General features: G+C 54.1%; 27 protein-coding genes and 5 tRNA genes. 18 read left to right on the top strand and 14 right to left on the bottom strand.

What is annotated here, in order from left to right; translation table 11 throughout:
* The 6 genes from OOJ60_RS20210 to ldtA all read left to right on the top strand — a co-directional run bounded on the left by OOJ60_RS20210 (position 1) and on the right by ldtA (position 5,851).
* Complete coding sequence (locus tag OOJ60_RS20210) at positions 1–825, top strand: energy-coupling factor ABC transporter ATP-binding protein (RefSeq protein ID WP_042284117.1); 825 nt, start codon at positions 1–3, stop codon at positions 823–825.
* On the top strand, positions 822–2,342 hold the full coding sequence (locus tag OOJ60_RS20205; RefSeq protein WP_042284115.1) for a cobyric acid synthase: 1,521 nt from the start codon (positions 822–824) through the stop codon (positions 2,340–2,342). Before OOJ60_RS20210 ends, OOJ60_RS20205 begins: the two co-directional genes overlap by 4 nt.
* Complete coding sequence (gene cobU / locus OOJ60_RS20200) at positions 2,339–2,881, top strand: bifunctional adenosylcobinamide kinase/adenosylcobinamide-phosphate guanylyltransferase (RefSeq protein ID WP_042284113.1); 543 nt, start codon at positions 2,339–2,341, stop codon at positions 2,879–2,881. The genes OOJ60_RS20205 and cobU overlap by 4 nt, the downstream gene beginning before the upstream one ends.
* Positions 2,878–3,621, top strand: coding sequence for an adenosylcobinamide-GDP ribazoletransferase (cobS, locus tag OOJ60_RS20195; RefSeq protein ID WP_042284111.1), 744 nt, complete (start codon positions 2,878–2,880; stop codon positions 3,619–3,621). Before cobU ends, cobS begins: the two co-directional genes overlap by 4 nt.
* A 25-nt stretch (positions 3,622–3,646) precedes the next feature.
* Positions 3,647–4,705, top strand: coding sequence for a nicotinate-nucleotide--dimethylbenzimidazole phosphoribosyltransferase (cobT, locus tag OOJ60_RS20190; protein WP_042284109.1), 1,059 nt, complete (start codon positions 3,647–3,649; stop codon positions 4,703–4,705).
* Between the two features lie 213 nt (positions 4,706–4,918).
* Complete coding sequence (gene ldtA, locus OOJ60_RS20185) at positions 4,919–5,851, top strand: L,D-transpeptidase (RefSeq protein WP_199956758.1); 933 nt, start codon at positions 4,919–4,921, stop codon at positions 5,849–5,851.
* A 61-nt stretch (positions 5,852–5,912) separates the two neighbouring features.
* Here the strand turns inward: ldtA and OOJ60_RS20180 are convergent.
* The 3 genes from OOJ60_RS20180 to OOJ60_RS24890 all read right to left on the bottom strand — a co-directional run bounded on the left by OOJ60_RS20180 (position 5,913) and on the right by OOJ60_RS24890 (position 7,729).
* A tRNA-Asn gene (locus tag OOJ60_RS20180) sits at positions 5,913–5,988 on the bottom strand.
* A gap of 99 nt (positions 5,989–6,087) precedes the next feature.
* The gene (locus tag OOJ60_RS20175) at positions 6,088–7,575 is read right to left on the bottom strand and encodes an EmmdR/YeeO family multidrug/toxin efflux MATE transporter (RefSeq protein ID WP_060570632.1); all 1,488 of its coding nucleotides are present in this window, start codon (positions 7,573–7,575) and stop codon (positions 6,088–6,090) included.
* Position 7,576: 1 nt separating this feature from the next.
* Complete coding sequence (locus tag OOJ60_RS24890; protein WP_350397303.1) at positions 7,577–7,729, bottom strand: DUF5951 family protein; 153 nt, start codon at positions 7,727–7,729, stop codon at positions 7,577–7,579.
* Positions 7,730–7,735: 6 nt separating this feature from the next.
* On the opposite strand from OOJ60_RS24890, the gene OOJ60_RS20170 reads away from it, so the two are divergent.
* Positions 7,736–7,811 (top strand) — tRNA-Asn (locus OOJ60_RS20170).
* 56 nt (positions 7,812–7,867) lie between these two features.
* Here OOJ60_RS20170 and OOJ60_RS20165 read toward each other — a convergent pair.
* The 3 genes from OOJ60_RS20165 to OOJ60_RS20155 form a co-directional block, all read right to left on the bottom strand.
* Positions 7,868–9,322 (bottom strand): AMP nucleosidase, encoded by a 1,455-nt coding sequence (locus tag OOJ60_RS20165; RefSeq protein WP_042284105.1) that lies wholly within the window; start codon positions 9,320–9,322, stop codon positions 7,868–7,870.
* 115 nt (positions 9,323–9,437) lie between these two features.
* Positions 9,438–10,754, bottom strand: coding sequence for a shikimate transporter (gene shiA, locus OOJ60_RS20160; protein ID WP_205613078.1), 1,317 nt, complete (start codon positions 10,752–10,754; stop codon positions 9,438–9,440).
* Positions 10,755–10,962: 208 nt separating this feature from the next.
* Positions 10,963–11,038, bottom strand: a tRNA-Asn gene (locus tag OOJ60_RS20155).
* 323 nt (positions 11,039–11,361) lie between these two features.
* On the opposite strand from OOJ60_RS20155, the gene nac reads away from it, so the two are divergent.
* Together nac and cbl are read left to right on the top strand one after the other, a co-directional pair.
* Positions 11,362–12,279, top strand: coding sequence for a nitrogen assimilation transcriptional regulator NAC (gene nac / locus OOJ60_RS20150; RefSeq protein WP_042284100.1), 918 nt, complete (start codon positions 11,362–11,364; stop codon positions 12,277–12,279).
* A gap of 101 nt (positions 12,280–12,380) precedes the next feature.
* A complete protein-coding gene (cbl, locus tag OOJ60_RS20145; protein WP_205613077.1) occupies positions 12,381–13,331 on the top strand; it encodes an HTH-type transcriptional regulator Cbl in 951 nt (316 codons plus the stop codon).
* A gap of 37 nt (positions 13,332–13,368) precedes the next feature.
* Here the strand turns inward: cbl and OOJ60_RS20140 are convergent.
* Positions 13,369–13,444, bottom strand: a tRNA-Asn gene (locus OOJ60_RS20140).
* A gap of 100 nt (positions 13,445–13,544) precedes the next feature.
* A complete protein-coding gene (gene mtfA, locus OOJ60_RS20135; protein WP_042284095.1) occupies positions 13,545–14,342 on the bottom strand; it encodes a DgsA anti-repressor MtfA in 798 nt (265 codons plus the stop codon).
* A 93-nt stretch (positions 14,343–14,435) separates the two neighbouring features.
* Between mtfA and OOJ60_RS20130 the strand changes: the two genes are divergently transcribed.
* Positions 14,436–14,525, top strand: a tRNA-Ser gene (locus tag OOJ60_RS20130).
* 203 nt (positions 14,526–14,728) lie between these two features.
* On the opposite strand, the gene ompC is transcribed toward OOJ60_RS20130, so the two are convergent.
* Positions 14,729–15,901, bottom strand: a complete 1,173-nt coding sequence (ompC, locus tag OOJ60_RS20125) for a porin OmpC (RefSeq protein ID WP_205613076.1) — start codon at positions 15,899–15,901, stop codon at positions 14,729–14,731.
* Between the two features lie 651 nt (positions 15,902–16,552).
* Between ompC and drpB the strand changes: the two genes are divergently transcribed.
* Genes drpB through OOJ60_RS20105 form a run of 4 tightly spaced genes read left to right on the top strand, consistent with a single transcriptional unit; the run spans position 16,553 to position 19,505 of the window.
* Complete coding sequence (gene drpB / locus OOJ60_RS20120; protein ID WP_082636905.1) at positions 16,553–16,822, top strand: cell division protein DrpB; 270 nt, start codon at positions 16,553–16,555, stop codon at positions 16,820–16,822.
* A gap of 52 nt (positions 16,823–16,874) precedes the next feature.
* The gene (locus tag OOJ60_RS20115) at positions 16,875–17,573 is read left to right on the top strand and encodes a phosphohydrolase (RefSeq protein WP_205613075.1); all 699 of its coding nucleotides are present in this window, start codon (positions 16,875–16,877) and stop codon (positions 17,571–17,573) included.
* A 50-nt stretch (positions 17,574–17,623) separates the two neighbouring features.
* Positions 17,624–19,057, top strand: a complete 1,434-nt coding sequence (locus OOJ60_RS20110) for a DNA cytosine methyltransferase (protein ID WP_205613074.1) — start codon at positions 17,624–17,626, stop codon at positions 19,055–19,057.
* Entirely contained in the window at positions 19,038–19,505 is a 468-nt protein-coding gene (locus OOJ60_RS20105; protein WP_199956763.1) for a very short patch repair endonuclease, read from the top strand. Before OOJ60_RS20110 ends, OOJ60_RS20105 begins: the two co-directional genes overlap by 20 nt.
* Here the strand turns inward: OOJ60_RS20105 and yedA are convergent.
* Positions 19,497–20,417, bottom strand: a complete 921-nt coding sequence (gene yedA / locus OOJ60_RS20100; RefSeq protein WP_181822995.1) for a drug/metabolite exporter YedA — start codon at positions 20,415–20,417, stop codon at positions 19,497–19,499. The genes OOJ60_RS20105 and yedA overlap by 9 nt on opposite strands.
* A 175-nt stretch (positions 20,418–20,592) precedes the next feature.
* Here yedA and OOJ60_RS20095 point away from each other — a divergent pair, with 175 nt between their 5' ends.
* From OOJ60_RS20095 to dgcQ, 3 genes are all read left to right on the top strand, one after another.
* Positions 20,593–21,504, top strand: coding sequence for a DUF808 domain-containing protein (locus OOJ60_RS20095; RefSeq protein WP_060571443.1), 912 nt, complete (start codon positions 20,593–20,595; stop codon positions 21,502–21,504).
* A gap of 77 nt (positions 21,505–21,581) precedes the next feature.
* A complete protein-coding gene (locus OOJ60_RS20090) occupies positions 21,582–21,767 on the top strand; it encodes a YodC family protein (protein ID WP_042284069.1) in 186 nt (61 codons plus the stop codon).
* A 122-nt stretch (positions 21,768–21,889) separates the two neighbouring features.
* On the top strand, positions 21,890–23,584 hold the full coding sequence (gene dgcQ / locus OOJ60_RS20085; protein ID WP_205613073.1) for a cellulose biosynthesis regulator diguanylate cyclase DgcQ: 1,695 nt from the start codon (positions 21,890–21,892) through the stop codon (positions 23,582–23,584).
* Here dgcQ and OOJ60_RS20080 read toward each other — a convergent pair.
* Together OOJ60_RS20080 and yodD are read right to left on the bottom strand one after the other, a co-directional pair.
* Positions 23,581–24,396, bottom strand: a complete 816-nt coding sequence (locus OOJ60_RS20080) for a mannosyl-3-phosphoglycerate phosphatase-related protein (protein WP_199956765.1) — start codon at positions 24,394–24,396, stop codon at positions 23,581–23,583. The genes dgcQ and OOJ60_RS20080 overlap by 4 nt on opposite strands.
* 292 nt (positions 24,397–24,688) lie before the next feature.
* A complete protein-coding gene (gene yodD / locus OOJ60_RS20075; RefSeq protein ID WP_042284746.1) occupies positions 24,689–24,916 on the bottom strand; it encodes a YodD family peroxide/acid resistance protein in 228 nt (75 codons plus the stop codon).
* Between the two features lie 130 nt (positions 24,917–25,046).
* Here yodD and dsrB point away from each other — a divergent pair, with 130 nt between their 5' ends.
* Positions 25,047–25,235, top strand: a complete 189-nt coding sequence (gene dsrB, locus OOJ60_RS20070; RefSeq protein ID WP_042284063.1) for a protein DsrB — start codon at positions 25,047–25,049, stop codon at positions 25,233–25,235.
* Positions 25,236–25,289: 54 nt separating this feature from the next.
* Here the strand turns inward: dsrB and rcsA are convergent, their stop codons facing one another.
* Positions 25,290–25,913: a transcriptional regulator RcsA gene (gene rcsA, locus OOJ60_RS20065; protein ID WP_042284059.1), complete on the bottom strand. Its 624-nt coding sequence runs from the start codon at positions 25,911–25,913 to the stop codon at positions 25,290–25,292.
* A gap of 279 nt (positions 25,914–26,192) precedes the next feature.
* Positions 26,193–26,987 carry a flagellar biosynthetic protein FliR gene (gene fliR / locus OOJ60_RS20060; protein WP_042284056.1) on the bottom strand — a complete coding sequence of 265 codons (795 nt, stop codon included), beginning with the start codon at positions 26,985–26,987 and terminating at the stop codon, positions 26,193–26,195.
* Positions 26,988–26,991 lie beyond the last annotated feature (4 nt).

Below are 26,991 nucleotides of genomic sequence, written 5' to 3'. Positions count from 1 at the left end.
ATGCTTGCCACCGCCGATCTCTGGTTTCGCTATCAGGAAACGCAGGTACTTAAAGGGCTGACGCTGGATTTTTCAGCACACGCTGTCACCGGGCTGGTGGGGGCGAACGGCTGCGGGAAATCGACCTTATTCATGAACCTGAGCGGCCTGCTGCGGCCGCAGCAGGGGGCGGTACTTTGGCAGGGGAAACCGCTGGACTACAGCAAACGCGGCCTGCTGGCGCTGCGTCAGCAGGTGGCGACAGTGTTTCAGGACCCCGATCAACAAATCTTTTATACCGATATCGACAGCGATATCGCCTTCAGCCTGCGTAATCTTGGCGTCGCGGAAGATGAGATCGCCCGCCGGGTTGATGATGCGCTGACGTTGGTGGATGCCCGGCATTTTCGCCAGCAGCCGATCCAGTGTTTAAGCCACGGGCAGAAGAAGCGCGTGGCAATCGCCGGAGCACTGGTGCTGCGCGCGAAATATCTGTTGCTGGATGAGCCGACGGCGGGGCTGGATCCCTCTGGTCGTCGCCAGATGATCGCCATCATTAAACGTATCGTGGCGCAGGGGAATCACGTGGTAATTTCCAGCCATGATATCGATCTCATTTATGAAGTTAGCGATGCCGTCTATGTGCTTAACCGTGGTGAAGTGCTGGCGTACGGTGCGCCGGGCGACGTTTTTGCCCAAAGCGCGTTAATTGAACTCGCCGGATTAACCCCGCCCTGGCTGGTCAAACTGCACGCGCAGTTGGGGCTGCCGCTGTGCAAAACCGAAGATGAATTTTTTAGCCGCATGCGGCAACACACTTTTCATTCCATCAAGGAGGCGTCATGACGCAGGCGATTATGTTGCAGGGGACGGCGTCTGACGTCGGTAAAAGCGTGCTGGTAGCGGGACTGTGCCGCATCTTTTATCAGGACGGTCTGCGCGCCGCGCCGTTTAAATCGCAGAATATGGCGCTAAATTCCGGCATCACGCCGGACGGTAAAGAGATGGGCCGCGCGCAAATTTTCCAGGCGGAAGCTGCTGGCATTTCCCCTGATGTACGGATGAACCCGGTGCTGTTAAAACCGACCAGCGATCGCAAGGCCCAGATAGTGTTGATGGGGCAGGTGGCGACTGACATGGATGCCGTAAGCTATCACGACTATAAACCGCGCCTGCGCGAGCAGATCCTCTCGGTGTATACCAGTCTGGCGCAGGAATTCGACGTCCTGGTGTTGGAAGGCGCGGGCAGTCCGGCGGAAATTAATCTCCGTGACCGGGATATCGTCAATATGGGCATGGCGGAGATGGCGAAGTGCCCGGTGATCCTTGTTGCGGATATCGACCGGGGCGGGGTTTTCGCCTCAATCTTTGGCACGCTGGCGCTGCTGCGCGAACATGAGCGCGCGCGGGTGAAAGGGGTGATCATTAATAAATTTCGCGGCGACGTGGCGCTACTTTATTCCGGCATTGAGCAGATCGAAAACCTGACCGGCGTCCCTGTGCTGGGCGTGATGCCATGGCTGGATGTCGATCTGGAGGATGAGGACGGTGTGGCGCTGCAAAAAGGAAAGTATCTGCGTACCGACAGACGCGACATCAACATTGCGGTGATTCAGGTACCGCACATCTCCAATTTTACCGATTTTAATGCGCTGGCGGCGCAGCCGGACGTCAGAGTGCGCTACGTTCGTCAGCCGGAGGAACTGGCTGATGCCGACTTGCTGATCCTGCCTGGGAGTAAAAACACGCTCGGCGATTTAGTGTGGTTACGGGAAAGCGGCATGGCGCACGCGGTGATGCAGGCGCACCGGAGAAATGTACCGGTCTTCGGGATCTGCGGCGGTTATCAGATGCTTGGGGAAAGCATAATTGACGAGGTGGAGTCGGGGCTGGGCACCCTTCCGGGGCTGGGACTGCTTGGCACTGTGACCCATTTTGCCTGGCATAAAACCACCACCCAGGTGGATGCGACACTGTCGGCCTCGCTGCCCGGGTGGCTGTCAGCAGCGGCGGGGCTGCCGGTGCGCGGTTATGAAATTCATATGGGCGAAACGACGCTGACCGGAGACAGCCAGCCGGTGATGCAACTGCATAAGAACGGGGAGCACGTGGCGGATGGCGCAGTAACCGCTGACGGGCTGGCGTTTGGCACATACCTGCACGGCCTTTTTGACAGCGATGATTTTACCCGCGCGCTGATTAATGGGTTGCGTGTGCGTAAAGGGCTGGAACCGCTGGATTCCACCTTTCAGTACGCGCAATATAAATCGCAGCAGTTTGATCTGCTGGCGGATGCGATGCGGCAACACATCGATATTGAGAAAATCTATACCATCATGCAAAACCATCAGGAGCCCGTATGATTCTCGTCACCGGCGGCGCGCGCAGCGGGAAAAGCCGTCATGCGGAAGCCTTGATCGCCGAATGCCCCCACGTATTGTACATCGCCACCTCGCAAATCGTTGACGAGGAGATGGCGGCTCGCATTCAGCATCATCGCGACGGGCGTCCAGCGCACTGGCGTACGGCCGAACGCTGGCAGCGTCTGGATGAGCTGATTGGCGCAGATAACGCGCCTGACGACGCTATTTTGCTGGAGTGCATTACGACCATGGTCACCAATCTGCTTTTTGCCTGTGGCGGCGACAGCGATCCCGACGGCTGGGATTATGCCGCGCTGGAAAAGGCGATTGACGCGGAGATCCAGACGCTCATTAGCGCCTGTCAGCGCTCACCGGCAACGGTTGTGCTGGTAACGAACGAAGTGGGGATGGGGATCGTTCCGGAAAACCGGCTGGCGCGCCATTTTCGGGATATTGCCGGGCGCGTTAATCAGCGTCTTGCGGCTGCGGCGGATGAAGTCTGGCTGGTGGTATCAGGCATTGGAGTCAAAATTAAATGAGTAAGTTGTTCTGGGCGATGCTCTCTTTTATCACCCGTTTACCGGTTCCGGCGCGCTGGTCGTCAGGGCTGGAGTTTGAGCACTATTCGCGCGGGATTATCACCTTCCCGGTCATTGGCCTGTTGCTTGGGGGACTGAGCGGTGCGGTGTTTTTGCTGTTTGAGAATTGGTGCGGTATTCCGTTGGCGGCGCTGTTCAGCGTGTTAGCGCTGGCGTTGATGACCGGCGGCTTTCATCTTGACGGTCTGGCGGATACCTGTGACGGCGTTTTCTCCGCGCGCAGCCGCGAGCGGATGCTGGAGATCATGCGTGACAGCCGCCTCGGCACCCACGGCGGGCTGGCGCTGATTTTTGTTCTGCTGGCGAAAGTGCTGGTGGTCAGTGAGCTGGCGCTACGGGGCACGCCGATGCTGGCGGCGCTGGCGGCGGCCTGTGCGGTGGGACGAGGTTTAGCCGTTCTGCTGATGTACCGCCACCGCTATGCCCGGGAAGAAGGCCTGGGGAATGTGTTTATCGGCCACGTCACCGGGACCCAGACCTGTATCACTCTCGGCCTGTCAGTGATTTTTGCCGCTGTTCTGCTCCCGGGAATGCACGGCGTTGGGGCAATGATTGTGGCTGCCGCAGCTATTTTCCTGCTTGGACAACTGTTGAAACGCACGCTGGGCGGGCAAACCGGCGACACGCTTGGGGCAGCCATCGAACTGGGTGAGCTGGTCTTCCTGCTGGCTCTGCTGTGAGTCAGCCAACATAACGAGAACCCTTATGCAGACCTTAACCTCTTTACTTCACCACATTCCGCCGACAGACCGTGATGCAATGGCGCGTGCCCAGCAGCATATCGATGGCCTGCTTAAGCCGCCGGGCAGCCTTGGTCGCCTGGAGTCCCTCGCTGTGCAACTGGCGGGAATGCCAGGCCTGAAGGGCGTACCGCACGTCGCGGATAAAGCGATGCTGGTGATGTGTGCCGATCATGGTGTATGGGACGAAGGGGTGGCGGTTTCGCCAAAAGCGGTGACCGCTATTCAGGCTGCTAATATGACGCGGGGTACCACGGGCGTGTGTGTGCTGGCGGCGCAGGCAGGGGCGAAGGTACATGTGATTGACGTGGGCATTGACGCCGACCCGATCCCCGGCGTGGTAAATATGCGCGTGGCGCGCGGATGCGGCAACATCGCCAGCGGCCCGGCAATGAGTCGCGGCCAGGCAGAGGAACTGTTGTTGGAGGTGATTCGTTACACCCGGGAGTTGGCGCAAAACGGCGTGACCTTATTTGGCGTCGGCGAACTGGGAATGGCAAACACCACGCCTGCCGCGGCGATTGTCAGCGTGATCACTGGTAGCGAAGCCGAAGCTGTGGTGGGCATTGGCGCGAATTTACCGCTTTCGCGCATTGGCAATAAGGTGGCGGTGGTTCGCCGCGCCATTGCCGTTAATCAGCCCGATCCGCGAGATGGCATCGACGTATTAGCCAAAGTCGGCGGCTTTGACCTGGTCGGCATGGCGGGAGTGATGCTGGGGGCGGCGTCCTGTGGATTACCGGTGCTGCTGGACGGCTTCCTTTCCTATTCCGCCGCGCTGGCTGTTTGTCAGATCGCCCCACAGAGTAAGCCCTATCTGATCCCTTCGCATTTTTCGGCTGAAAAGGGCGCGCGGATAGCACTGGGGCATCTGGAGCTGGAACCTTATCTTAATATGGGAATGCGGCTGGGCGAAGGCAGCGGCGCGGCGCTGGCGATGCCGATTGTCGAAGCTGCCTGCGCGATGTACAGCAATATGGGACAGTTAGCTGCCAGCAATATTGTTTTACCCGACGGCAGATAATCTGCCCTGCGCCAGCATTGACGTTCTCCGGCCTGAACATCTCGTGGTGTCAGGCCTTTCTAATGTCAATCAACAAAACCCGCCCGCGAGCCATATCGCAAAGATTCTGTACTTTTGTATCGGGGCGCTGGCCGTGCGGGATCGCCAGGAATTAGATAATACAGTTATAAAAGCTATAATTTCCCGATATCTGTCGTGATTGAGGAAAGGGAAATGAGACCTCGAGTGAAAGGCTTCTGTTCGTTATTACTGCTGCTGGCCGGGCAGAGCGCGCTGGCGGTGACTTATCCGTTGCCGCCGGAAGGCAGCAGACTGGTGGGCACACCGCTGACGATAACGGTGCCGGAGAATAATACCCAACCGTTGGAGGCGTTTGCCGCTCAGTATGGACAGGGCTTAAGCAACATGCTGGAAGCGAATCCGGATGTTGACGTCTTCCTGCCGACGTCTGGCTCTACGTTGGTGGTGCCGCAGCAGCTCATTCTGCCCGCCACGGTGCGTCAGGGGATTGTGGTTAACGTTGCGGAAATGCGGCTGTACTATTATCCGCAGGACAGCAATACGGTTGAAGTCCTTCCGATTGGCATTGGTCAGGCTGGACGTGAGACGCCGCGTAATTGGGTGACCACCGTGCAGCGTAAGCAGGAAGCGCCGAGCTGGACGCCGACGGCGAATACCCGGCGCGAATACGCAAAACGAGGGGAAACGCTGCCAGCGTTCGTGCCAGCCGGGCCGGACAATCCGATGGGGCTGTATGCGATCTATATCGGTAAGCTGTATGCCATTCATGGCACAAATGCGAATTTCGGTATTGGTCTGCGCGTGAGCCAGGGCTGCATTCGCTTACGTAATGACGATATTAAGTATCTGTTTGATAATGTTCCGGTTGGCACACGGGTACAAATTATCGATCAGCCGATAAAAATGACGGCTGAACCGGATGGAAGCCGTTGGGTTGAGGTGCATGAACCGCTTTCGCGTAATCGTGTGGAATTCGAGTCTGACAAAAAAGTTCCGCTGCCTGTCACCCCTGCCATGCGCACCTTTATGGCGGGCGAGGGCGTGGATGTACATCGGGTCAGCGAGACGCTTGAACGCCGCTCAGGTATGCCGGTGAAGATCACTCACGAACACGTCGGTATCTGAAGCTAAACAGACGAAAACGGAAAAAGCAAAAAGCCCGCTAAAAAGCGGGCTTCTTTAAATCTGGCTCCTCTGACTGGACTCGAACCAGTGACATACGGATTAACAGTCCGCCGTTCTAAGGACTGAACTACAGAGGAATCGTGTGAACGGGGCGCATATTAGCGACGCTGAATGTTAATGTCAAAGCCTGAATACGCTTTTGCGTTTGTTTGCCGAAATATTCTTCATTTCGCTGTTTATTCCGCCGCGACCGGCGTTTTTGTCGCCTTTTCGCGTTCCGGACGTGGGTATTTCCATAGCCAGCGACCGCTGACCATACGCCAGTAAAACAGCGCTGCGCGTACTGCCCAGTCAAAAAACATCCCCATCCACACACCGACCACGCCCCAGCCCAATACGATCCCAAGCGCATAGCCCGCCACAACACGACAGCCCCACATTCCCAGCATCGATACCCACATAGCAAAGCGCGCGTCGCGTGCTCCTTTAAATCCGGAGGGTAATACCCACGATGCTGCCCAGATAGGCATAAACGCCGCGTTGAGCCAGATAAGAACCACGACAACGTCTTTGACGTCCTGATCGTGGGTATAAAATGATGCCATAAGTCCAGCAAACGGGGCGCTCAGCCAGGCGATGGCGGTTAAGCCAATGGTTGAAAGCCAGAACACGTGGCGCAACTGGATTTCCGCCTGTGCGATCTGACCATTTCCCAGACGTCTGCCGGTAATAATCGTCGATGCTGACCCCAGCGCGTTACCGGGCAGGTTGATCAGCGCGGCAATAGAAAAGGCAATAAAATTACCAGCGATGACGCTGGTGCCCATGCCAGCAACAAACATTTGCGTTAGCAGTTTGCCGCCGTTAAACAACACTGACTCAATGCTGGCAGGGATGCCAATCCCCATCACTTCCCAGATAATGGCGAAGTTAAGCGGTTTGAAATAGCTTTTGAGCGGAATGCGTAGCGCAGGATTAAAGCCAATCATCAGCACCCAGATAATGGCCGCCGCGCCAATATAGCGTGAGATCGTTAATCCGAGCCCCGCACCGACAAAGCCAAGACCTTGCCATGAAAAAATACCGTAAATAAGGATGCTGCTGATAATGATATTGAGGATGTTCATCCCGCCATTAATCAGCAGTGGGATTTTTGTGTTGCCCGCGCCGCGTAGCGCGCCGCTGCCAATGAGGGCAATGGCAGCGGCAGGGTAGCTGAGAACGGTTAATTCAAGGTACGTCAGCGCCAGCGCTTTAACTTCCGTTGTCGCCTCTCCGGCGACGACATTGATAATCTGCTCGCCAAAATAGTGAATCACCGCCGCCAGTATCACCGCGAACAGCGTCATGATGACCAGCGACTGTCTGGCTGCTGCCCGGGCGCGTCGGCGGTCGCGCTTACCGAGGCTAAACGCCACCACAACCGTCGTACCCAAATCGATAGCCGCGAAAAACGCCATAATGACCATATTGAAACTGTCGGCAAGGCCGACGCCCGCCATGGCTTCTTTACCCAGCCAGCTAACGAGGAACGTACTGAGTACGCCCATGAGCAGTACGCAGGTATTTTCAAGAAAAATGGGGACGGCAAGCGGGGTAATTTCTCGCCAAAAAAGCACCTTATAACTCTTGCGTTTAGCGTACCAGGGCGTGCGGGCGACGGCCTGGCGTAGAGCAGTGGAGACGTTCAAAATTGACCTTAGAGAAGAAAGTTGAAACCACATTTCAAATGATGAGGGAGAAAGTAAAAAGCTGCAAAGTTTTTTCCCTGGAAAATGGCCGTAATTGCAACAAATTGTTGAGAGAAACGGCAACTGAACGTTGTTGTTGGAAATGGGGTTTGACAAAAGATTTTTCGCCGTTAAGATAAGCCTCCACAACGATTCCTCTGTAGTTCAGTCGGTAGAACGGCGGACTGTTAATCCGTATGTCACTGGTTCGAGTCCAGTCAGAGGAGCCAAATTTAAAGAAGCCCGCTTTTTAGCGGGCTTTTTGCTTTTCGGATTCAGAAGAAAATCAACGGAACGGTGGTTCGTTGAAGGTACGCAGCTTGCGCGAGTGCAGGCGGTCGCCTTCCGCGCGCAACAGGTCAATGGCGCGAATGCCGATTTGCAGGTGCTCGGAGATCGCGCCCTCATAGAATCGGTTCGCCTGGCCGGGCAGTTTGATCTCGCCATGCAGCGGTTTATCTGACACGCACAGCAGCGTTCCATACGGCACCCGGAAGCGATAACCCTGTGCGGCGATGGTCGCGCTTTCCATATCAATCGCGACTGCGCGGCTCAGGTTAAATCGCAGCGCCGAGGCTGAATAACGCAGCTCCCAGTTGCGATCGGAAGTGGTGACCACGGTACCGGTACGCAGCCGCTGTTTCACCTCTTCGCCCGGCATACCGCTGACCAGCTTCGTGGCGTCATACAGCGCGCGCTGGACTTCCGCGATGCTTGGGATTGGAATATCCGGGGGCAGTACCGCATCCAGCACCTGATCGTCGCGCAGGTAAGCATGCGCGAGCACATAATCGCCTATAGCCTGACTTTCGCGCAGACCACCGCAGTGGCCAATCATCAACCAGACGTCAGGGCGCAGCACCGCCAGGTGATCGCAAATGGTCTTGGCGTTTGACGGACCCACCCCAATATTCACCAGCGTAATGCCTTGCCCATCGGCGGTGATAAGGTGCCAGGCGGGCATCTGATGCTTTTTCCACGCCAGATCCGAAATCGCTTCTTCGGGCGCTTCTGTTTCTGCCGTAATCCAGATACCGCCCGCGCAGGAAAGGGCAATATAAGGACTGTCCGGATCGAGGATCTGACTGCATCCCCAACGGACAAACTCATCAACATAACGGGTGTAGTTGGTGAACAAGACAAACGGCTGAAAATGCTCCACCGGGGTACCCGTATAATGGCGTAGCCGCGCGAGGGAAAAATCGACCCGGCGCGCATCAAAATGCGACAGCGGCGAAAATTCTGCCGGATGATAAATACCGTCTGCCGTTTCATCACCAATCTGCGCCAGCTCAGTGGTGGGGAAGTGTCGGGTTAACCCGGCGCTCATGGAACGGTCCAGCGTCAGCTCGGATCCGTCAATCACGTAGGGGTAGGGGATCTCATGCTGTGAAGGCTCTACGGTGATATGCGCGTCGTAATCCTGATAAAGCAGTGTAAGCTGTTCTTCAAGATAGCGACGGAACAGCGTCGGGCGAGTGACGGTAGTTGAGTAACATCCCGCGTGAGTGAAGCGACCATAGGCACGCGTTTTTGGCGGGTTGGTGGCATTACCGTCCCAGCTCACGGAAAGCGACGGATAAACAAAAAGACCTTTATTGCGGGCGGTGATATCGGGAAGCTCCCCGGTTTCAATGTACTGGCCAATGGCACTGCGCAACGCCTGAACCGACTGCTCATATAGCGCGTCAAGTTTTTCCAACGCTTGCGCTGGCGTCAGGCTGGAGCCCTTACTCTTCATCTGTGTCTCCTTGTTTTACAGGTGTACTGCTCACCCGATAGTATGTCAGGCATTTATGAAACAAAAGTGAGAGTTTTTGAGAGGATGCGAGAGCCGAATGGCCCTCGCAATACGATCAGGCGTGTTGCTTATCTTTCATAAATAATGCGGTGAGGGCTGAAATCAGGCAACCTGCCAGTAAATAGAGGGCGACACTGTGCCAGCTCCCACCAAAGAAGGCGACCAGCGCAGCGGCGATGAAAGGCGTAAAGCCGCCGCCCACCACGCTCGCCACCTGGTAACCGACTCCCGCCCCGCTGTAGCGATAACCTGCGCCAAACATGCCGGTAAACATCGGCTGCTGAACGCAAACCACCATGTCATGCGCGATGTTGGCAAGCATGATGGAAAAGAACACAATCCAGAACAGAGATTGCGCTTCAAGCGCCATAAAGAAGGGAAACGCGCTGAGCGTCCCTATCAACGCTCCGGTAATATAGACGCGACGACGACCAAAACGATCGGCCATCCAGGCGAACAGAGGGATGGTCAGGCAGCTTAATCCACCGACCAGCAGGCCGATATTCAAAAAAAGCTCACGTGGCAGACCGAGATTCTGCGTCGAATAGTTCAGCGCAAACGCGGTAACGATATACATCGTCAGAAGCTCACACATGCGCAGAGCGATAATTTTCAAAAACGCGCCAGGATGTTGTGCGAGCGCTTCGAGAACCGGCAGCCGCTTTTTCGCCTCGGGCGCTTGTTCTCTTTGTTGCTCAAATTCGGCGGATTCTTCCATTCCGTTTCGCACCCACAGCGCGCCCAGCACCAGAACGATGCTGAACAGGAAGGGAATACGCCAGCCCCAACTCAGAAACTGCTCATCGGTGGTCAGATAGCTGATTAACGACACCAGCCCCGTCGAGAGCAACAGACCGACGCCGTATCCCACTTGTACGCCACTGCTGTAAAACGCTTTTTTGTGTTCTGGCGCACTTTCAACGGAGAGTAACGCCGCGCCGCCCCATTCGCCTCCCACGGCAAAGCCCTGAATCGCGCGCAGCACGACCAGCATAACCGGCGCCCACCAGCCGATAGCGGCGAATGAAGGCAGGATACCGATTAGCGCAGTGGCAATCCCCATCATCCAGACGGTGAGCATTAGCATCCGTTTGCGCCCCAGACGATCGCCGAAGTGGCCGAAAATCACCCCACCAAGCGGGCGGAACAGGAACCCGACGCCAAAGGTCGCAAAGGCAGCGAGCGTACCCATCGCCGGACTGACCTGAGGGAAAAATTCGCTATTAAAGACCAGCGCGGCGGTGATGCCATAAAGCAGAAAGTCATACCAGTCGACAACCGCGCCGGCAAAACTGCCCAGCGCAGCGCGCCGGGCACGATGAAGTGAAGGTGTTTGCTCCTGCGCGGAAGCGGAGATGAGGGTGGAATCCATAGTAATCCTGTCAGTACTGTTTTTATTATTAGTATGGGAATCAAGGTCACACACATTGCGGCCGACGTATAAGTGGCTGTTATGAGACTACCGCGACAGGCTGAAAGAGAAAACGATTTTTATTCTTGTTTGGCGAAGAACAGGAAAATATAGGCTTTATGGTGAGAAGGAAAGCAAAAAGCCCGCTAAAAGCGGGCTTTTTTAAATTTGGCTCCTCTGACTGGACTCGAACCAGTGACATACGGATTAACAGTCCGCCGTTCTACCGACTGAACTACAGAGGAATCGTGTGAACGGGGCGCATATTAACGAGGGTGCCCGATGTTGTCAAAGGGGGAAATACGATTGTGCGTTTGTTTGTCGACAAAACCAGCAAAGCGGCGAACTTCTGATCGTTGATCTTGCTCTCTTCTGGTGCAGCGCTACCCCGAATGGGGCAGATCAAAAAGTGCTGACGGCACAGGGCCATAAGCGGAACAATCATAAGCGCTTATTTTTTGGGAGGTTAAGACGCGCGAAAACCTTGATAAGAAACTGGCAAGCATCTTGCAATTCTCTCCTGACATCACTGCCAGCATAGGTTCTGGCATTCCCGACAGGAGGCAAAATGAACTTCAGACGACTGAAATATTTCGTGAAAATTGTCGATATTGGTAGCCTGACCCAGGCCGCTGAAGTATTGCACATCGCCCAGCCTGCTTTGAGTCAACAGGTCGCCACGCTGGAGGGTGAACTGAACCAACAGTTATTGATACGCACCAAGCGGGGTGTAACCCCGACCGAAGCGGGGAAGATCCTTTATACTCATGCCCGCGCGATCCTGCGTCAATGCGAGCAGGCGCAACTGGCGGTCTATAACGTGGGCCAGACCCTGACGGGGCAGGTGTCGATTGGACTGGCGCCGGGAACGGCGGCCTCGTCGGTGACCATGCCGTTGCTCCAGGCCGTACGCGCGGAACTGCCTGAAGTACTGGTTTATTTACATGAAAACAGCGGCGCAGTGCTCAACGATAAGTTACTCAGCGGTCATCTGGATATGGCCGTATTGTATGAGCGTTCACCGCTGGCGGGTATTTCCAGCCAGCCATTGCTGAAAGAAGATCTGTTTCTGGTCGGCACCCGAGATTGCCCTGGCCCGAGTGTCGACCTCACCGCCGTCGCTCAGATGAATCTGTTCCTGCCGCGCGACTACAGTGCCGTGCGTTTGCGGGTCGATGAGGCTTTTTCACTGCGTCGCTTAACCGCGAAGGTCATCGGAGAGATAGAATCGATCGCCACCCTGACCGCCGCGATTGCCAGTGGAATGGGGGTCACCGTATTGCCGGAATCCGCTGCGCGTTCATTATGCGGTGCGGCAAACGGTTGGATGGCGCGGATCACAGCGCCGTCCATGAATCTGTCGTTGTCGCTGAATATATCGGCACGAGGCAGTTTGTCGCCACAGGCGCAGGCGGTGAAAGAGATCCTGCTGTCATTGGTCAGTAGCCCGGCACTGGCAAATCGCGAGCTGCAACTGGTCAGTTAGGCCTTATTCCCTGACGGAATAAGTTGCGGGTTTTTATTATTTGTTATGCCGGACGTCAGACTTTAACAATAGCGTCATGTCTGATGTTTCCGGAGCAACACGTGAATTTCCAGCAGCTAAAAATTATTCGGGAGGCGGCCCGTCGGGATTTCAACCTGACCGACGTTGCCAATATGCTGTATACCTCGCAGTCAGGCGTCAGCCGACATATTCGGGAACTGGAGGATGAGTTAGGCATCGAAATCTTTATCCGCAGGGGCAAGCGTCTTCTTGGCATGACCGAACCGGGTAAGGCGCTGTTAGCGATCGCTGAGCGGATCCTTAATGAAGCCAGTAACGTCCGGCGTCTGGCGGATCTGTTTACCAACGACACGTCCGGTGTGCTTACTGTCGCCACAACCCATACCCAGGCGCGCTATAGTCTGCCAGACGTAATCAAAGCGTTCCGCGATATTTTTCCGGAAGTTCGTCTGGAGTTGATTCAGGGCACGCCACAGGAAATTGAAACCTTACTGCATAATGGTGAGGCGGACATTGGTATCGCCAGCGAGCGGCTGAGTACCGATCCGCTATTGGTCGCATTTCCGTGGTTTCGCTGGTATCACAGCCTGCTCGTGCCTGTCGAACATCCGCTGACGCAGTCCTCTCCGCTCACGCTTGAGGCCATCGCACAGTGGCCGTTGATTACTTACCGTCAGGGCATTACCGGGCGTTCGCGTATTGATGAGGCGTTCGCACGTAAGGGACTGCTGACGGATATCGTGCTTAGCGCGCAGGATTCCGACGTAATTAAAACCTACGTCGCACTGGGGCTGGGCATTGGTCTCGTGGCGGAACAGTCCAGCGGCGAGCGGGAAGAGGGGACGTTGGTGCGCCTGGATACCCGGCATCTCTTCGACGCCAATACCGTTTGGCTGGGGTTGAAACGTGGGCAGTTACAGCGCAATTACGTCTGGCGATTTATTGAGTTATGTAACGCGGGCCTGTCGGTTGAGGAGATTAAACGGCAGGTGATGGAACCGGACGAGGTAGTGATTGATTACCAGATATAAAGCAAGAAGCCCGCTAAAAAGCGGGCTTCTTTAAATCTGGCTCCTCTGACTGGACTCGAACCAGTGACATACGGATTAACAGTCCGCCGTTCTACCGACTGAACTACAGAGGAATCGTGTGAACGAGGCGCATAATACTGGCCGCACTACAGCGTGTCAACTGTAAAATTAACACGCTTTTTCAATTGGTTAATTAATCTTCAAATCAATGAATTAATGAACCTGCGAAGGTGGAGGCGCGTCCTCTTCCTGGCTGTCGCGTAGCCGTTGCAGCGGGTCCTGCTGATAGAACTGGCAAAACCGTTGCCAGAGTGCAGGGAAGCGTGGGGCGAAAAGCTCCGGCGCGCTGAAAAAGTACTCCGACAAAACAGCAAAACACTCGGCGGGATCGCTCGCTGCGTAAGCGTCGATGCTTGATGCTGTTTCGCCCACCAGATCAATTTCATCCTGAATATTGTTCATTGCCGCGTGCAGGTCATGCTCCCAACTGGCCACTTCGCGCAGTGGGATGAGCGGAATGCCACTGGCGCGATCGCCGTTACGCATGTCCAGCTTGTGCGCCACTTCGTGAATGATCAAATTGAAACCGGAAGCATCGAAGGAGTCCTGAATATCCAGCCAGTTCAGAATAATCGGCCCTTGCTGCCAGCTTTGTCCAGACTGCACGACCCGCTGGTTATGCACCAGACCAATGTCGTCTTCCCATTCATCATCGACGACAAACGGAGCAGGGTAGATGAGCACCTCATGGAAACCATCGAGCCATTCGATGCCCAATTCCAGCACCGGAAGACAAAAAAGCAGGGCAATACGCGCGCTTTTCAATGCGTCGAGTTCGAATCCCTGAAGTGCGACCAGCCTTTTTTGCTGTAAGAATCGTTCCGCCAGCGCGATCAGTCTGGCTTGTTCCTGCGCGGTTAGGGTCATCAGCAAGGGGATAGCGAGGGCTTCCTCCCACTGAGCGGACGCATTTTGCGCGTTATCTTGTGCTTTCCAGGGCCACTTTATCATCGTTTTGCTCGCAAACTCGTCACTTGAACAAAATTGAAGGGACAGGGTCTGTTAAAATGCCAAATTACCTGGCATCATGGCAACCATCAAAACGGAGAGATGCCGGAGCGGCTGAACGGACCGGTCTCGAAAACCGGAGTAGGGGCAACTCTACCGGGGGTTCAAATCCCCCTCTCTCCGCCACTATTCAAGCACTTACCCCACCCGCTGTCAGTGACGCAACTCTCGTTGAGCAAAATGAATTGACGAACTCACGTTTTTTACGCCTTGATGTGCGTCATGTTTTTCTACCGTGTCTGGACAATTTCGGATATATCAAAGACGTGAGACTGGTATAGCAGGCAACAAAAAGCCCGCCAGAGGCGGGCTTGGGCGAGGCGGTGGGATTAGAACTGATACACTAAGCCCACTGCAACGATATCATCGGTTGCGATACCGTTATCCGCGTAGAAGTTATCGTCTTCGTCCAGCAGGTTGATTTTGTAGTCAACGTAGGTGGACATGTTTTTGTTGAAGTAGTAAGTCATACCCACGTCAACATATTTCACCAGATCTTTGTCGACATAGCGCCAGTGACCACGATGAATATCCTGGCCGCCTAAGTCGACGCCTTTAGATTGCAGGTACGCGATAGACGGACGCAGACCGAAGTCGAACTGATACTGTGCGACAACTTCGACGTTTTGGGTCTTGTTAGCGATGCCGCCTTCAAAATCTTCACCACTTCCGTAAGAAGTCATATTGCGGGTTTCTGCATACATGGCTGCCAGATAAACGTTGTTAGCATCGTATTTCGCGCCAACGGTCCAGGCTTCAGCCGTTTCGCCGCCAGCATATTTGTTATTCTGACTGCGATCGCCATAACCGCGACGAACCTGATTATCGGTACGATCGGAAGTAGAGTAAGCAGCCCCCAGGCTCAGCCCGAAGTCAAAGTCGTAAGACGCAGACATACCGAAACCGTCGCCATTCTCACGTGCCAGTTTACGTTCGCCGCCATTACCTGTGCCTTCACCTGAACCCGGGTTTTCATTGTTACCCTGATACTGCAGCGCAAAATTCAGACCGTCTACCTGTCCAAAGAAACCGTTATTACGGTAGGTGGCAACGCCATTAGTACGACCAGTCATGTAGACATCGGTCTGCGACCAGGTATCACCGCCGAACTCCGGCAGCATATCGGTCCATGCTTCAACGTCGTAAACCACACCGTAATTGCGACCGTAGTCGAAGGTGCCATTCTGACCGAAGCTTAAACCCGCGAAACCCAGACGGGTCCAGGAGTTAGCGCCTTCGCCTTCAGTGGTATTTGCCTGGATATTGTATTCCCACTGACCGAAGCCCGTTAACATGTCGTTGATCTGCGTTTCGCCTTTGAAGCCTAAACGCGCATAAGACATATCGCCGTCGTTACCCGTGTCATCAGAGAAATAGTGCAGACCATCAACTTTGCCGTACAGGTCCAGTTTATTGCCGTCTTTATTATAGATTTCCGCTGCATTTGCTGCGCCCGCAACCAATAATGCCGGGACAAGCATTGCCAATACTTTTCTTTTCATTATGTATTCCCTTATGATAATAACCATCATGAATAAGTGCTTTTTTCACGAAAGCACATTTGGATACTATTCTAAAGAGTTCATTTTATTTTAAATATTACATGTAACAAATGTATTTAAAATATTTCAATATGTGTCTAACAGGGAATTTAAAATTCATTATATATGAGTCGATTACAATGTATTCATGATTGTTATCTATTTATATCAGATAGTTATTGGTTTTTGAGGTTGATTTTTACAATGAATGTTTTATGCCTTCTCAAACACGACGCTTCAGGGGGTAAGCATAAAAAAAACCGACATAAATGCCGGTTGTAAATGAGGGGGTAAATAAATGATAAAAAGGCTAATAACCTAAGGATAATGCCATGTTTGATCTAAAGAGAAAAGGGCGCAGATAAAACACAATTATTATTATTGTCATCAATATATTCACTCGGAATAAACCTGACAAAAGCGGTAAAATAGGGTTGATATGCGAGATTTTCAGGCGCATGGGTAATTTGCGCCGGATCAAAACATATACAAAATAAATGGTTGGTTTTTAGACAATCACCTCCACACCCGCATAATGTGACTATACTCACAAACAGTTAAGTGAAATTTTTTCTGCATCAGATCACAAAACTGGAGATTTCTTTGAGTCGTCTGGAAGTAAACGCAAGCCGTAGCCTGGGGGGCAAACTGGCGCTGTGGGTATTTTATGTCTTTTGCCTCTATTTCATCTGGGCAATGTTGCATTATGTATGGGTTATCAGTCATGTCGAATCTGCTCCGGTTGCCGGATTCGACAGCAGCCCCGGTTCAACCAGCGGGAAATGGCTGGGGGCGTTGCTCGGCTTTGTAGTGCTAAGCGTCGTGGGTGCCATTCTCGGCGCTATCGCCTGGTATACGCGCCCGCGCACCTCGTCAGAGTGAACGCGGCGCTAAAAATTGCTACTGTAGCGGTTTCAAACGCACGGGAGGCAATGTGGATCTTCAGCACTGGCAGTCACAATTTGAAGCGTGGTTAGTCAACCACCATAACCAACAGGACGCCGCCCACGATATCTTCCATTTCCGCCGGGTCTGGGCGACTTCTCGTCAGCTCAGTCGTGGACTGGCTGTAGATGAACTCGTGGTACTGACGGCTTGTTATTTTCATGACATTGTCAGTCTTGCTAAAAATCATCCTGAACGCCACCGCTCGTCTGTCCTTGCTGCCGCTGAAGCGCGCCGTATTCTTATTCATGACTTTCCCGGCTTCCCGGCATCACGGTTAGCGGCGGTTTGTCACGCCATTGAAGCTCATAGCTTCAGCGCCAATGTAGCCCCCGTTACCCTGGAAGCGAAAATCGTACAGGACGCCGACCGGCTTGAAGCGCTGGGGGCGATTGGCCTGGCGCGTGTCTTCGCCGTTTCGGGTTCGTTAGGCGCGGCGCTATTCGATGCGGAAGATCCGCTTGCCCGGCGGCGAGCGCTCAACGATAAACAGTTCGCGCTCGATCACTTCCAGACCAAACTGCTGGCGCTGCCCAACACCATGCAAACCGCCCGGGGGAGGGAACTGGCGCGACACAACGCAGATTTCCTGGTGACCTACATGGCGAAGCTCAGCGCCGAGCTGAAAGGCGAGTATGCGTCGCTGGACGCCACGGTGATTGCGGCGTTTAGCCCCAACCACGCGTGACGCCAAATTTATGTTACTCTCACATCACTCTTTTTTGGCCGGTTAAAGATATGCAGCACACTCTCTCAGTAGCGGACTCGCTGATTCCTGCGACAGACAATAGCGCGGAGTCGATACAGGCGATGCTGGCGAAGTTAATGGAAATCTATGATGTCAAAACGCTGGTGGCGCAGCTGAACGGGGTTGGCGAACACCACTGGAGCCCGGCCATCTTAAAGCGTGCGGTGGCGAACGCCTCGGTCTGGCACCGGCTGAGTGAACGTGAAGCGGCGCATCTGCGTACGTTGCTTCCCGCGCCGCCAGCGCATCATCCCCATTATGCTTTTCGCTTTATCGATCTTTTTGCGGGCATAGGCGGGATCCGCCGCGGGTTTGAAGCGATCGGCGGGCAGTGTGTTTTTACCAGCGAATGGAATAAACATGCGGTACGCACGTATAAAGCTAACTACTACTGCGACCCGGACAGCCATCACTTTAATGAAGATATCCGCGATGTCACGCTGAGACACCGCGAAGGCGTGAATGACGCTCAGGCGGCAGAGCACATTCGCCAGCATGTGCCGGAACACGATGTACTCCTGGCGGGCTTCCCCTGTCAGCCGTTTTCTCTGGCTGGCGTGTCGAAGAAGAATGCGCTCGGTCGCGCTCACGGTTTCGCCTGCGATACGCAGGGCACGCTGTTTTTTGATGTCGTGCGCATCATTGACGCGCGGCGTCCGCCGATCTTTGTGCTGGAAAACGTGAAAAACCTGAAAAGCCACGATCAGGGTAAGACGTTCCGCATCATTATGCAGACGCTTGACGAGCTGGGTTATGACGTGGCGGATGCAGAGGACAATGGCCCTGACGATCCGAAGATCATTGATGGCAAACATTTTCTGCCTCAGCACCGCGAACGCATTGTGCTGGTTGGGTTTCGCCGCGATCTCAACCTCAAGGGCGATTTTACCCTGCGGGACATCACCACGCGTTATCCGCAGCGGCGTATCACCCTTGGCGAACTTCTTGAACCTGTCGTTGAGGCGAAATATGTTCTGACGCCTGTGCTGTGGAAGTATCTCTACCGCTATGCGAAAAAACATCAGGTGAAGGGGAACGGTTTTGGTTATGGCATGGTATACCCGACCAACCCGGACAGCGTCACGCGAACGCTGTCCGCTCGTTACTACAAAGACGGCGCGGAAATTCTGATCGATCGCGGCTGGGATATGGCGAAAGGCGAAGCCCATTTCGACGATCCGCAAAACCAGCAGCATCGTCCGCGTCGCTTAACGCCCAGAGAGTGCGCACGGCTGATGGGCTTTGAATCGCCGCAGGGATACCAGTTCCGCATTCCGGTTTCCGACACCCAGGCCTATCGTCAGTTTGGCAACTCGGTCATCGTGCCGGCCTTTGCCGCGGTGGCGAGCCTGCTGGAGGAGAAAATCAAAGCCGCTGTCGCCCTGCGTCAGCAAGGGATGGCCAGTGGCGGACGTTCACGATAAGGCCACGCGCAGTAAAAACATGCGGGCCATCGCGACCCGCGATACCGCTATTGAAAAACGTCTTGCCGCGCTGCTGACGGAACAGGGGATCGCCTATCGCGTGCAGGATGCCGGGCTGCCGGGGCGGCCTGACTTTGTGATCGACGATTATCGCTGCGTCATTTTCACCCACGGCTGCTTCTGGCATCAGCACCACTGCTATCTGTTTAAGGTGCCGGCGACGCGGACCGCGTTCTGGCTGGAAAAAATTGGCAAAAACGTAGAGCGCGATCGTCGTGATGTCCAGCGTCTGCAGGCGCTCGGCTGGCGGGTATTGGTGGTCTGGGAGTGCGCCCTGCGCGGGCGGGAAAAACTCAGCGACGCCGCTCTGTCCGAACGTCTCGAAGAGTGGATCTGCGGGGATGGCGCCCCCGCGCAGATCGACACGCAGGGAATACACCTACTGTAGCGTTTTATCTTTTACCGTCGTCGCCACAACCGGTTTAGCCGGGAACAGATATTTACCCAGCGTTACCAGCACGACCGCAAAGACGATAACCCCCAGCGCCAGCCATTCAATCGGCGCCAGACGTTCGCCGCCAAGTCCGGTGCCCAGCAATACCGCCACCACCGGGTTCACATAGGCATAGCTGGTTGCCAGCGCCGGGCTGACGTTGCGGATAAGATACATGTAGGCGTTAATCGCGATGATTGACCCAAACACCGCCAGGTAACCGACGGCGAAGAAGCCGGAAAGCGAGGGCAGCGCGGTAAGCTTTTCACCGCTAAGAAACGACGCGCACATCAGCACCACGCCAGCGGCCAGCATTTCAATGGCGCCCGCCATCATGCCCACCGGTAGCGTAATACGCGAGCCGTAAACGGAGCCGAACGCCCAGCTAATGGAGCCAATCAAAATCAACATCGCCCCCCACGGATTACCGCTTAAATTGCCGCCGCTGTTAAGCATGACAATCCCCGCCAGACCAATCGCAATCCCCATCCACTCGAGCTTACGGGTCCTGATGCCGAAGAAATGGCTGAAACACAGGGTGAACAACGGGACTGTCGCCACGACTACGGCGGCGATACCCGAAGGGACATTCTGATGTTCAGCCACGGTAACCAGTCCGTTGCCGACGGCTAACAGGAGAATGCCAATCAGCGCGGCGTTGAGCAGGGGCCGTAGCGGCGGGAGTTGATGTCCCCGAAGCAGTAAAAAGGCGGTTAACAGCACGCCAGCGGCCAGGAAGCGCACGCCGGCCATCATCAGCGGCGGCCAGCTCTCCACGCCGATACGGATAACGAAATACGTGGAACCCCAAATGATATACAGGGCGAATAACGCACTGAAAAGCGGTAACAACTGCCGAAAACGCATAATCCCTCACGGGCGAAAGAGTCAGAATCAATAGAGTAAACGCGAAAATACCTGCCTGGCGAGCACTATACTCGCAGCATGTTGTTAAATAAATGTTGACGAGCAACATCTGTTTCCGCTCTGCGTGTTTTACTCCATACTTAATGCTTCAAGAAGAAAAATCGAGGGACTTATTTTGGCAGGAAGTAGTTTACTGACGTTACTTGATGATATCGCCACGCTGCTTGACGATATCTCTATGATGGGAAAACTGGCCGCAAAAAAAACTGCGGGCGTACTGGGCGACGATCTGTCGCTTAACGCCCAGCAGGTCACTGGCGTCAGAGCGAACCGCGAGCTGCCGGTGGTCTGGAGCGTGGCGAAAGGCTCATTTATCAACAAAGTGATTCTGGTGCCGCTGGCGCTGCTGATCAGCGCCTTCATCCCCTGGGCGATCACCCCTTTGCTGATGATCGGCGGCGCTTTCCTGTGCTTTGAAGGGGTAGAGAAGGTGCTTCATACTCTTGAGTCACGCAAACACAAGGAAGATCCGGCTGAGCGTAAGAAGCGGCTGGAAGCGTTGGCGGCGCAGGATCCACTCGCCTTTGAGAAGGATAAAATCAAAGGCGCGATCCGAACCGATTTTATCCTGTCGGCTGAAATTGTAGCGATTACGCTTGGGATCGTGGCTGACGCGCCGTTGCTGAATCAGGTGCTGGTACTTTCCGGCATCGCGTTAGTGGTGACGGTGGGCGTTTATGGCCTGGTGGGGATCATCGTTAAGCTGGACGATATGGGCTACTGGCTGGCAGAAAAATCCAGCGCGCTGGCGCGGGCGGTCGGGAAAGGGCTGCTGATTGTCGCGCCGTGGCTGATGAAATCGCTGTCGGTGATTGGCACGCTGGCCATGTTCCTGGTCGGTGGCGGCATTGTGGTGCATGGCGTCGCGCCGTTGCATCACGCCATTGAACATTTTGCCAGCCAGCAGAGTGCCGCGATAGCGCTAATGTTGCCAACGTTGGCGAACCTGGTGCTGGGCTTTATTATCGGCGCCATTGTGGTTGCGTTGGTGAAGATGGTGGCAAAAGTGCGTGGCGTCGCGCACTAATTATCTTCTGTCCAACCAGGCAAAACTCGCCATTCTCGTCTAAGGTGAAAAAGTTTCACATGATACAGGAGGCAGGTATGCACTTTTTGGTCAGTGATGAAGTTACCGTGAAAGAGGGCGGACCACGCATGATTGTCACCGGGTATTCCAGCGGAATGGTGGAGTGTCGGTGGTATGACGGCTTCGGCGTTAAGCGGGAGGCATTCCATGAGAATGAGCTGGTTCCCGGTGACGCAAGGCGCCAGCGTGAAAATGCCAGATAATAAAACGCCCGGTGAATGCCGGGCGTTTTATTAGGCAGAAAAAAAAGCATCGCGTCAGCGATACGTAACGTACTGAATTATGCCAGGATTAGGAAAGCAATTGCGAGTAGGGAGTGGTCAGCGTGCCGCACGAAACAACGATCGAAAACTGGGGCTGGCTGAAAATGTTAGCGCGGCGATTCGGGCCCGGTCACGTCGTCAACCTCTGTTTTCTGATCGTGATGATTTTTTCCACTCTGCTGACCTGGCGGGAAGTAGTCGTACTGGAAGAAGCCTATATTTCCAGCCAGCGCAATCACCTGGAGAATGTCGCCAACGGGCTGGATAAGCAACTGCAGTATAACGTCGATAAACTGCTTTTTCTGCGTAACGGTATGCAGGAAGCGCTGGCAATGCCGCTTGACTTTCCCGCGCTTCGGGACGCCGTCTCCCGTTTCGAACAGCAAAGGCATTCGCGATTCTGGCAGCTTGAACTGGATAAGCGTCGAACCTTGCCGCTGAACGGCGTGTCTGACTCCTTTGTTAACCAAACCCACATCCTTTCCCGTGACAGCGACACGCTGGATAATGAGCTGACCGCCGCGCTGGAGGTGGGGTATTTGTTGCGTTTAGCCCAGACCCGTTCTTCACTGACGCAGCAGGCGATGTACGTCTCCCGCGCCGGGTTTTATGTTTCCACCCAACCCTCCGCCCTCTCCAGCGAAATTACCGCCCGCTATTATGATTATGTCATCCAGCCGTGGTTTAAAGAGCAGTCGCAGCGGCAGAACCGGATGCGCGGGGTACGCTGGTACACCGGCCAGACCACGCAGTTGCGCGATGAGCTGCAACGGGTCACCGTCAGCGTTCCGCTGGATAACGGTCAGTACTGGTATGGCGTGCTGGCGATGACGATCCCCGTCTCCTCGGTGGAACGGTTTATGGAAGACGCCATCGACAAGGATGTGGAAGGGGAATACCAGCTGTATGACAGTAAATTGAAGATGCTGGCGGCATCGACGCCGGCATTGCGCAACATCAACACTTTTGACGCGCGTGAGCAGGCAATGCTTGCCCACGAGATTGAACAGGACACCGAAGGCGGCTTACGAATGGGAAGCCGCTACATCAGCTGGCAGCGGCTGGACCACTTCGACGGCGTGCTGGTCCGCGTTCATACGCTCAGTGAAGGGGTGCAGGGAGACTTCGGCAGTATCAGTATTGCGCTGGCCCTGCTGTGGGCGCTGTTTACCAGTATGTTAATCATCTCGTGGATTGTCATCCGCCACATGGTGAGCAACATGTTTGTGTTGCAAAGCTCGCTACAGTGGCAGGCCTGGCACGACACGCTAACCCGTTTGTACAACCGTGGCGCATTGTTTGAAAAAGCCCGCCAACTGGTACAGCGCTGCCGGGCGCAAAAGCAGTCGCTGTCGGTGATTCAAATCGATCTTGATCACTTTAAAAGCATTAACGACCGCTTTGGCCACCAGGCGGGCGATCGGGTGTTGGCTCACGCCGCGAGCTTAATCAGCGGCACTCTGCGGGCGAACGACGTCGCCGGGCGCGTCGGGGGAGAGGAGTTCTGCGTGGTACTCCCGGACACGACGCTGGCGCAGGCGGAACGTATCGCAGAGCGGATCCGCCTGCGCCTGAATGAAAAAGAGCTACTGATAGCGAAAAGCACCACGCTGCGGATCAGCGCCTCGCTGGGGGTGAGTGGCACGCAGGAAACCCATGAATACGATTTTGAACAGCTCCAGTCGCTGGCCGATCGCAGGTTATACCTGGCGAAACAGGCTGGCCGCAACCGGGTTTGTGCGAGCGAGAGGGGCTAGTCAGGGGTAAACAGATGCGACATGCCTTCACTCCAGCCTGCCGGACCTTCTGAACGGGTGCGGTAGACGTAGGGCGAAGCCTGATCGGGTAACACCACCCCTTCGCGGCTCAGTCCTTTCACCACCACGGCGTAATTCATGACCTTAAGCAGTGGCGCATCGTTTGGGCCATCACCCAGGCCGACAGTAACAGGGCGTTGCCCCCACTGGCGCTGATAACGTGCGATTAACCCGTTTGCCGCCTGATCTTTTCCCGCGCTGGCGTCAAGTACGTGCCAGAAGCGTGCGCCGTGAACAAACTGCAACCCCAACGCGTTTAGCTGTTGGCTGAACGCCGCCATGCGCGCATCGCTGTCACGCCAGATCAGGGTGACAGAGGCTTCATGCAGGCGGCTTAAGCTGGCCTGGGCGTGGGGCAGGCCTGTCCATTCGCTAATGGTCGCCTCATCGACATCGTCGAAGGTTGTGAATTTATACTGTCCTTTTTCGCGAAGCTTATTGAGCACCGCGCTAACTTCATCGTGCGGCACGCCGCTCATCAGACGCGGAGAGTCAGATTCAGTTTGCCAGCGACTGTCATATTCAATGACGGCGCCGTTTTCGGCAATCAGCGGAAGGCCGTGCAGATTGAGTGATTTCTGGATGTAAAGCATTTCTGCGGCGGTTTTGCTGCTGCATAGAATGACGGGAATCTCGTGCTCACGCAGACGGGCGAGCCAGCCAGCGGCAGGTTGCCAGTCATAGGTTTGATTGTCCAGTAACGTGCCATCCAGATCGGTAAAAACCAGCACCGGATCGTTCAGTGAAAGCATAATGATTTCCCGTGTTGTAAAAAGCTATTACTAGGAAAAATCCTAAAGCCAGGAGGCGTAGTCCACGCTGAAGACGGGATCGGTCCCGTCGACATGAGGCCTGCAGCCGTGTTCACCTTAACCATTAGTAGTATTAATCATTCATCGCAAAAATATTTGCTTGTCATACAAAAAAATTGCAGATAAGGTTTAACGCACATCAGATTTCCTGGTGTAACGAATTTTCAAGTGCTTCTTGCATAAGCAAGTTTCATCCCGACCCAACTGGGTCGGGATTTTTTTCCTCTGCGGGTTAGCGGTTGATTTCCGTCACGCTGAAATCGTGTATATCCAGCTCAAAGGCTTCCGCTAATTCATGCCATGTATGGTATTCACGCCCATCAACGCTGACCTTTTCCGGATCGCTTCCACTGCGATGAATTTCGCTCTCACTGATTTCATTGATTGCGGCCAGCAGCGCGTCGACATCGACGCTGACTTCGCGTTTCGCGGTATCGCTGTAGTCTTTTGCGGTCTTCATCATTAACCTCTCCCGTTAGCGTGCTTCAGCCTAAGTATAGACCGTTGAGAAAAGCCGCAATCGCGCCGGGTGAACGCTGCCAGGAATGGATTTTTGTTCTACACTGGCACAAAGCCACAGGAGGAGAAAAATGAACGTAAATGATCGGGTTACAGTCAAGACGGATGGCGGTCCTCGTCGTCCTGGCGTGGTACTGGCGGTAGAGGAGTTTAACGAAGGCACAATGTACCTGGTATCGCTGGAAGACTACCCGCTCGGCATCTGGTTCTTCAATGAGTCGGGGCACCAGGACGGCATTTTTGTGGAAAAGGCGGAATAGGGCGGCAACGGGGTTGTTATCCCGGCTGGTGGACGCCCCACCAGTCGGGAGGTCTTAGCGCATGTTAACAAATATGCCGTTGGTCACGTTATCGGTCAGGCGAACAACATGATAGATAACTTGTTTGTTATGCGTTTTTATCTTTCGTTTTATATTCCCCTTATGGGAGGAGACGGTTTTCGCTTTGATGTTCATCCGATCCGAAATTTGAATCGTTCCTTGTCCTTCCATCCACATGCGTAACATGCTTGATTCCGTTCGACTTAACGATAACGTTGGTAAATTTATTACGCTGGCAGTATCGGTCTCTTTTTTCAGAATATCGCCAAGAAGATCGTCCAGTGATTGGGGTTTTATAGATTTAGAACTGATCAATAAGTTTTTTCTGACTAATAAATATTCATCAAAATGGACATTAGCAATGGCCATGAAAACAATAAATAACGTATTGGGATGCTGATTAATGATTTGCTTTATATGTTGACTGTCGTCAGGATCGTGGATGAAACAGTCCTCATTAATAAACACCACAGAAGGTCGGTGGGTCTCACACGCGATGTCGAGTTCGTCAACGGTCTCGATGTCGTTGATTTCCCTTTTTTTCACCCCTCTGCTTACAAGATACCCGGTCAAACCCAGCCGGGTGTAACTGCATAAATCCATAATAATCGTTGACATGGCATACCCTCACTCAATGCGTAACGATAATTCCCCTTACCCGAATATCTCATCACAACTTAACGGAACGTAACTTTCACCCAACGAGACGCTAATGCGATTTCCAGGCGGACTTACTATCCCGTAAAGTTACGTATAATTTGCCTGGAATTGTCTTAAAGTAAAGTAAATGTTGCGTTATGTGAGTGAGATAAAAACAAATAACGCGCGTCAGAGTTATCCTGGTAGATGTTTTTGATGGGTCAATTTAGGATAATCCTTAGAATAACTGGATAAACATTATGGAATATTATTTGCGGGTAATTCACTAACGATATCAGCTAATAAATTGAAAATTTCACTAAATAAATGTTCGCAAAAAGGGGCGATAAGCGGCATTAAAGCCGCAATTAATGTCATACCGACCGTCAACGTTAACGGGAAACCAATAACAAATACTGATAGCTGAGGCGCCATTCGATTCAATAATCCTAGCGCCAGGTTCAGCGTTAATAACATCGTGATCACCGGCAGCGCCAGCATTAAGCCATTCAGAAAGATCAGACCGCCCGCTCTGGCAAGCGCCAGAAACGCATTGCTGTTAACCGGATTGCCGCCGATGGGCAGGGTATGGAATGTATCGACCAGCAGTGAAATCAGCCACAGATGACCGTTAAACGTTAAAAACAGCAGCATCGCCAGCATATCAATGATGCGGGCCAGCACCGGCATGTTGAGATGACTGCCTGGATCGACAAAGGTGGCGAAGGACAAACCCATTTGCAGACCAATGATCTCCCCGGCAGTCCGCACCGCCGCGAAGGCAAACTGCATGGTGAAGCCCAGCGCGATGCCGATCAGAATTTGTTGCATCGCTATCCATAAGGCGTCAAACGAAAAAATCGGCACGTTATGTGTTGGAAGCGACGGCGCGATCACCACGGTAATGAGGAGCCCCAGTCCCAGCTTAATCCGTTTTGGGATCGCGCGTTCGCTGAGTATGGGGGCGGTAGAGATCAGCGCCAGCACGCGCAGCAGCGGCCAAAAATACAGGTTAAGCCACTGAAGCCATTGATCGCTGGTTACCTGCAGCATCCCT

Origin of the sequence: Citrobacter sp. R4 (assembly GCF_026719175.1) — a bacterium.
In the GTDB taxonomy this organism is placed as follows: Bacteria; Pseudomonadota; Gammaproteobacteria; order Enterobacterales; family Enterobacteriaceae; genus Citrobacter_A; species Citrobacter_A sedlakii.
This window is presented reverse-complemented; position numbering and strand designations above follow the sequence as displayed.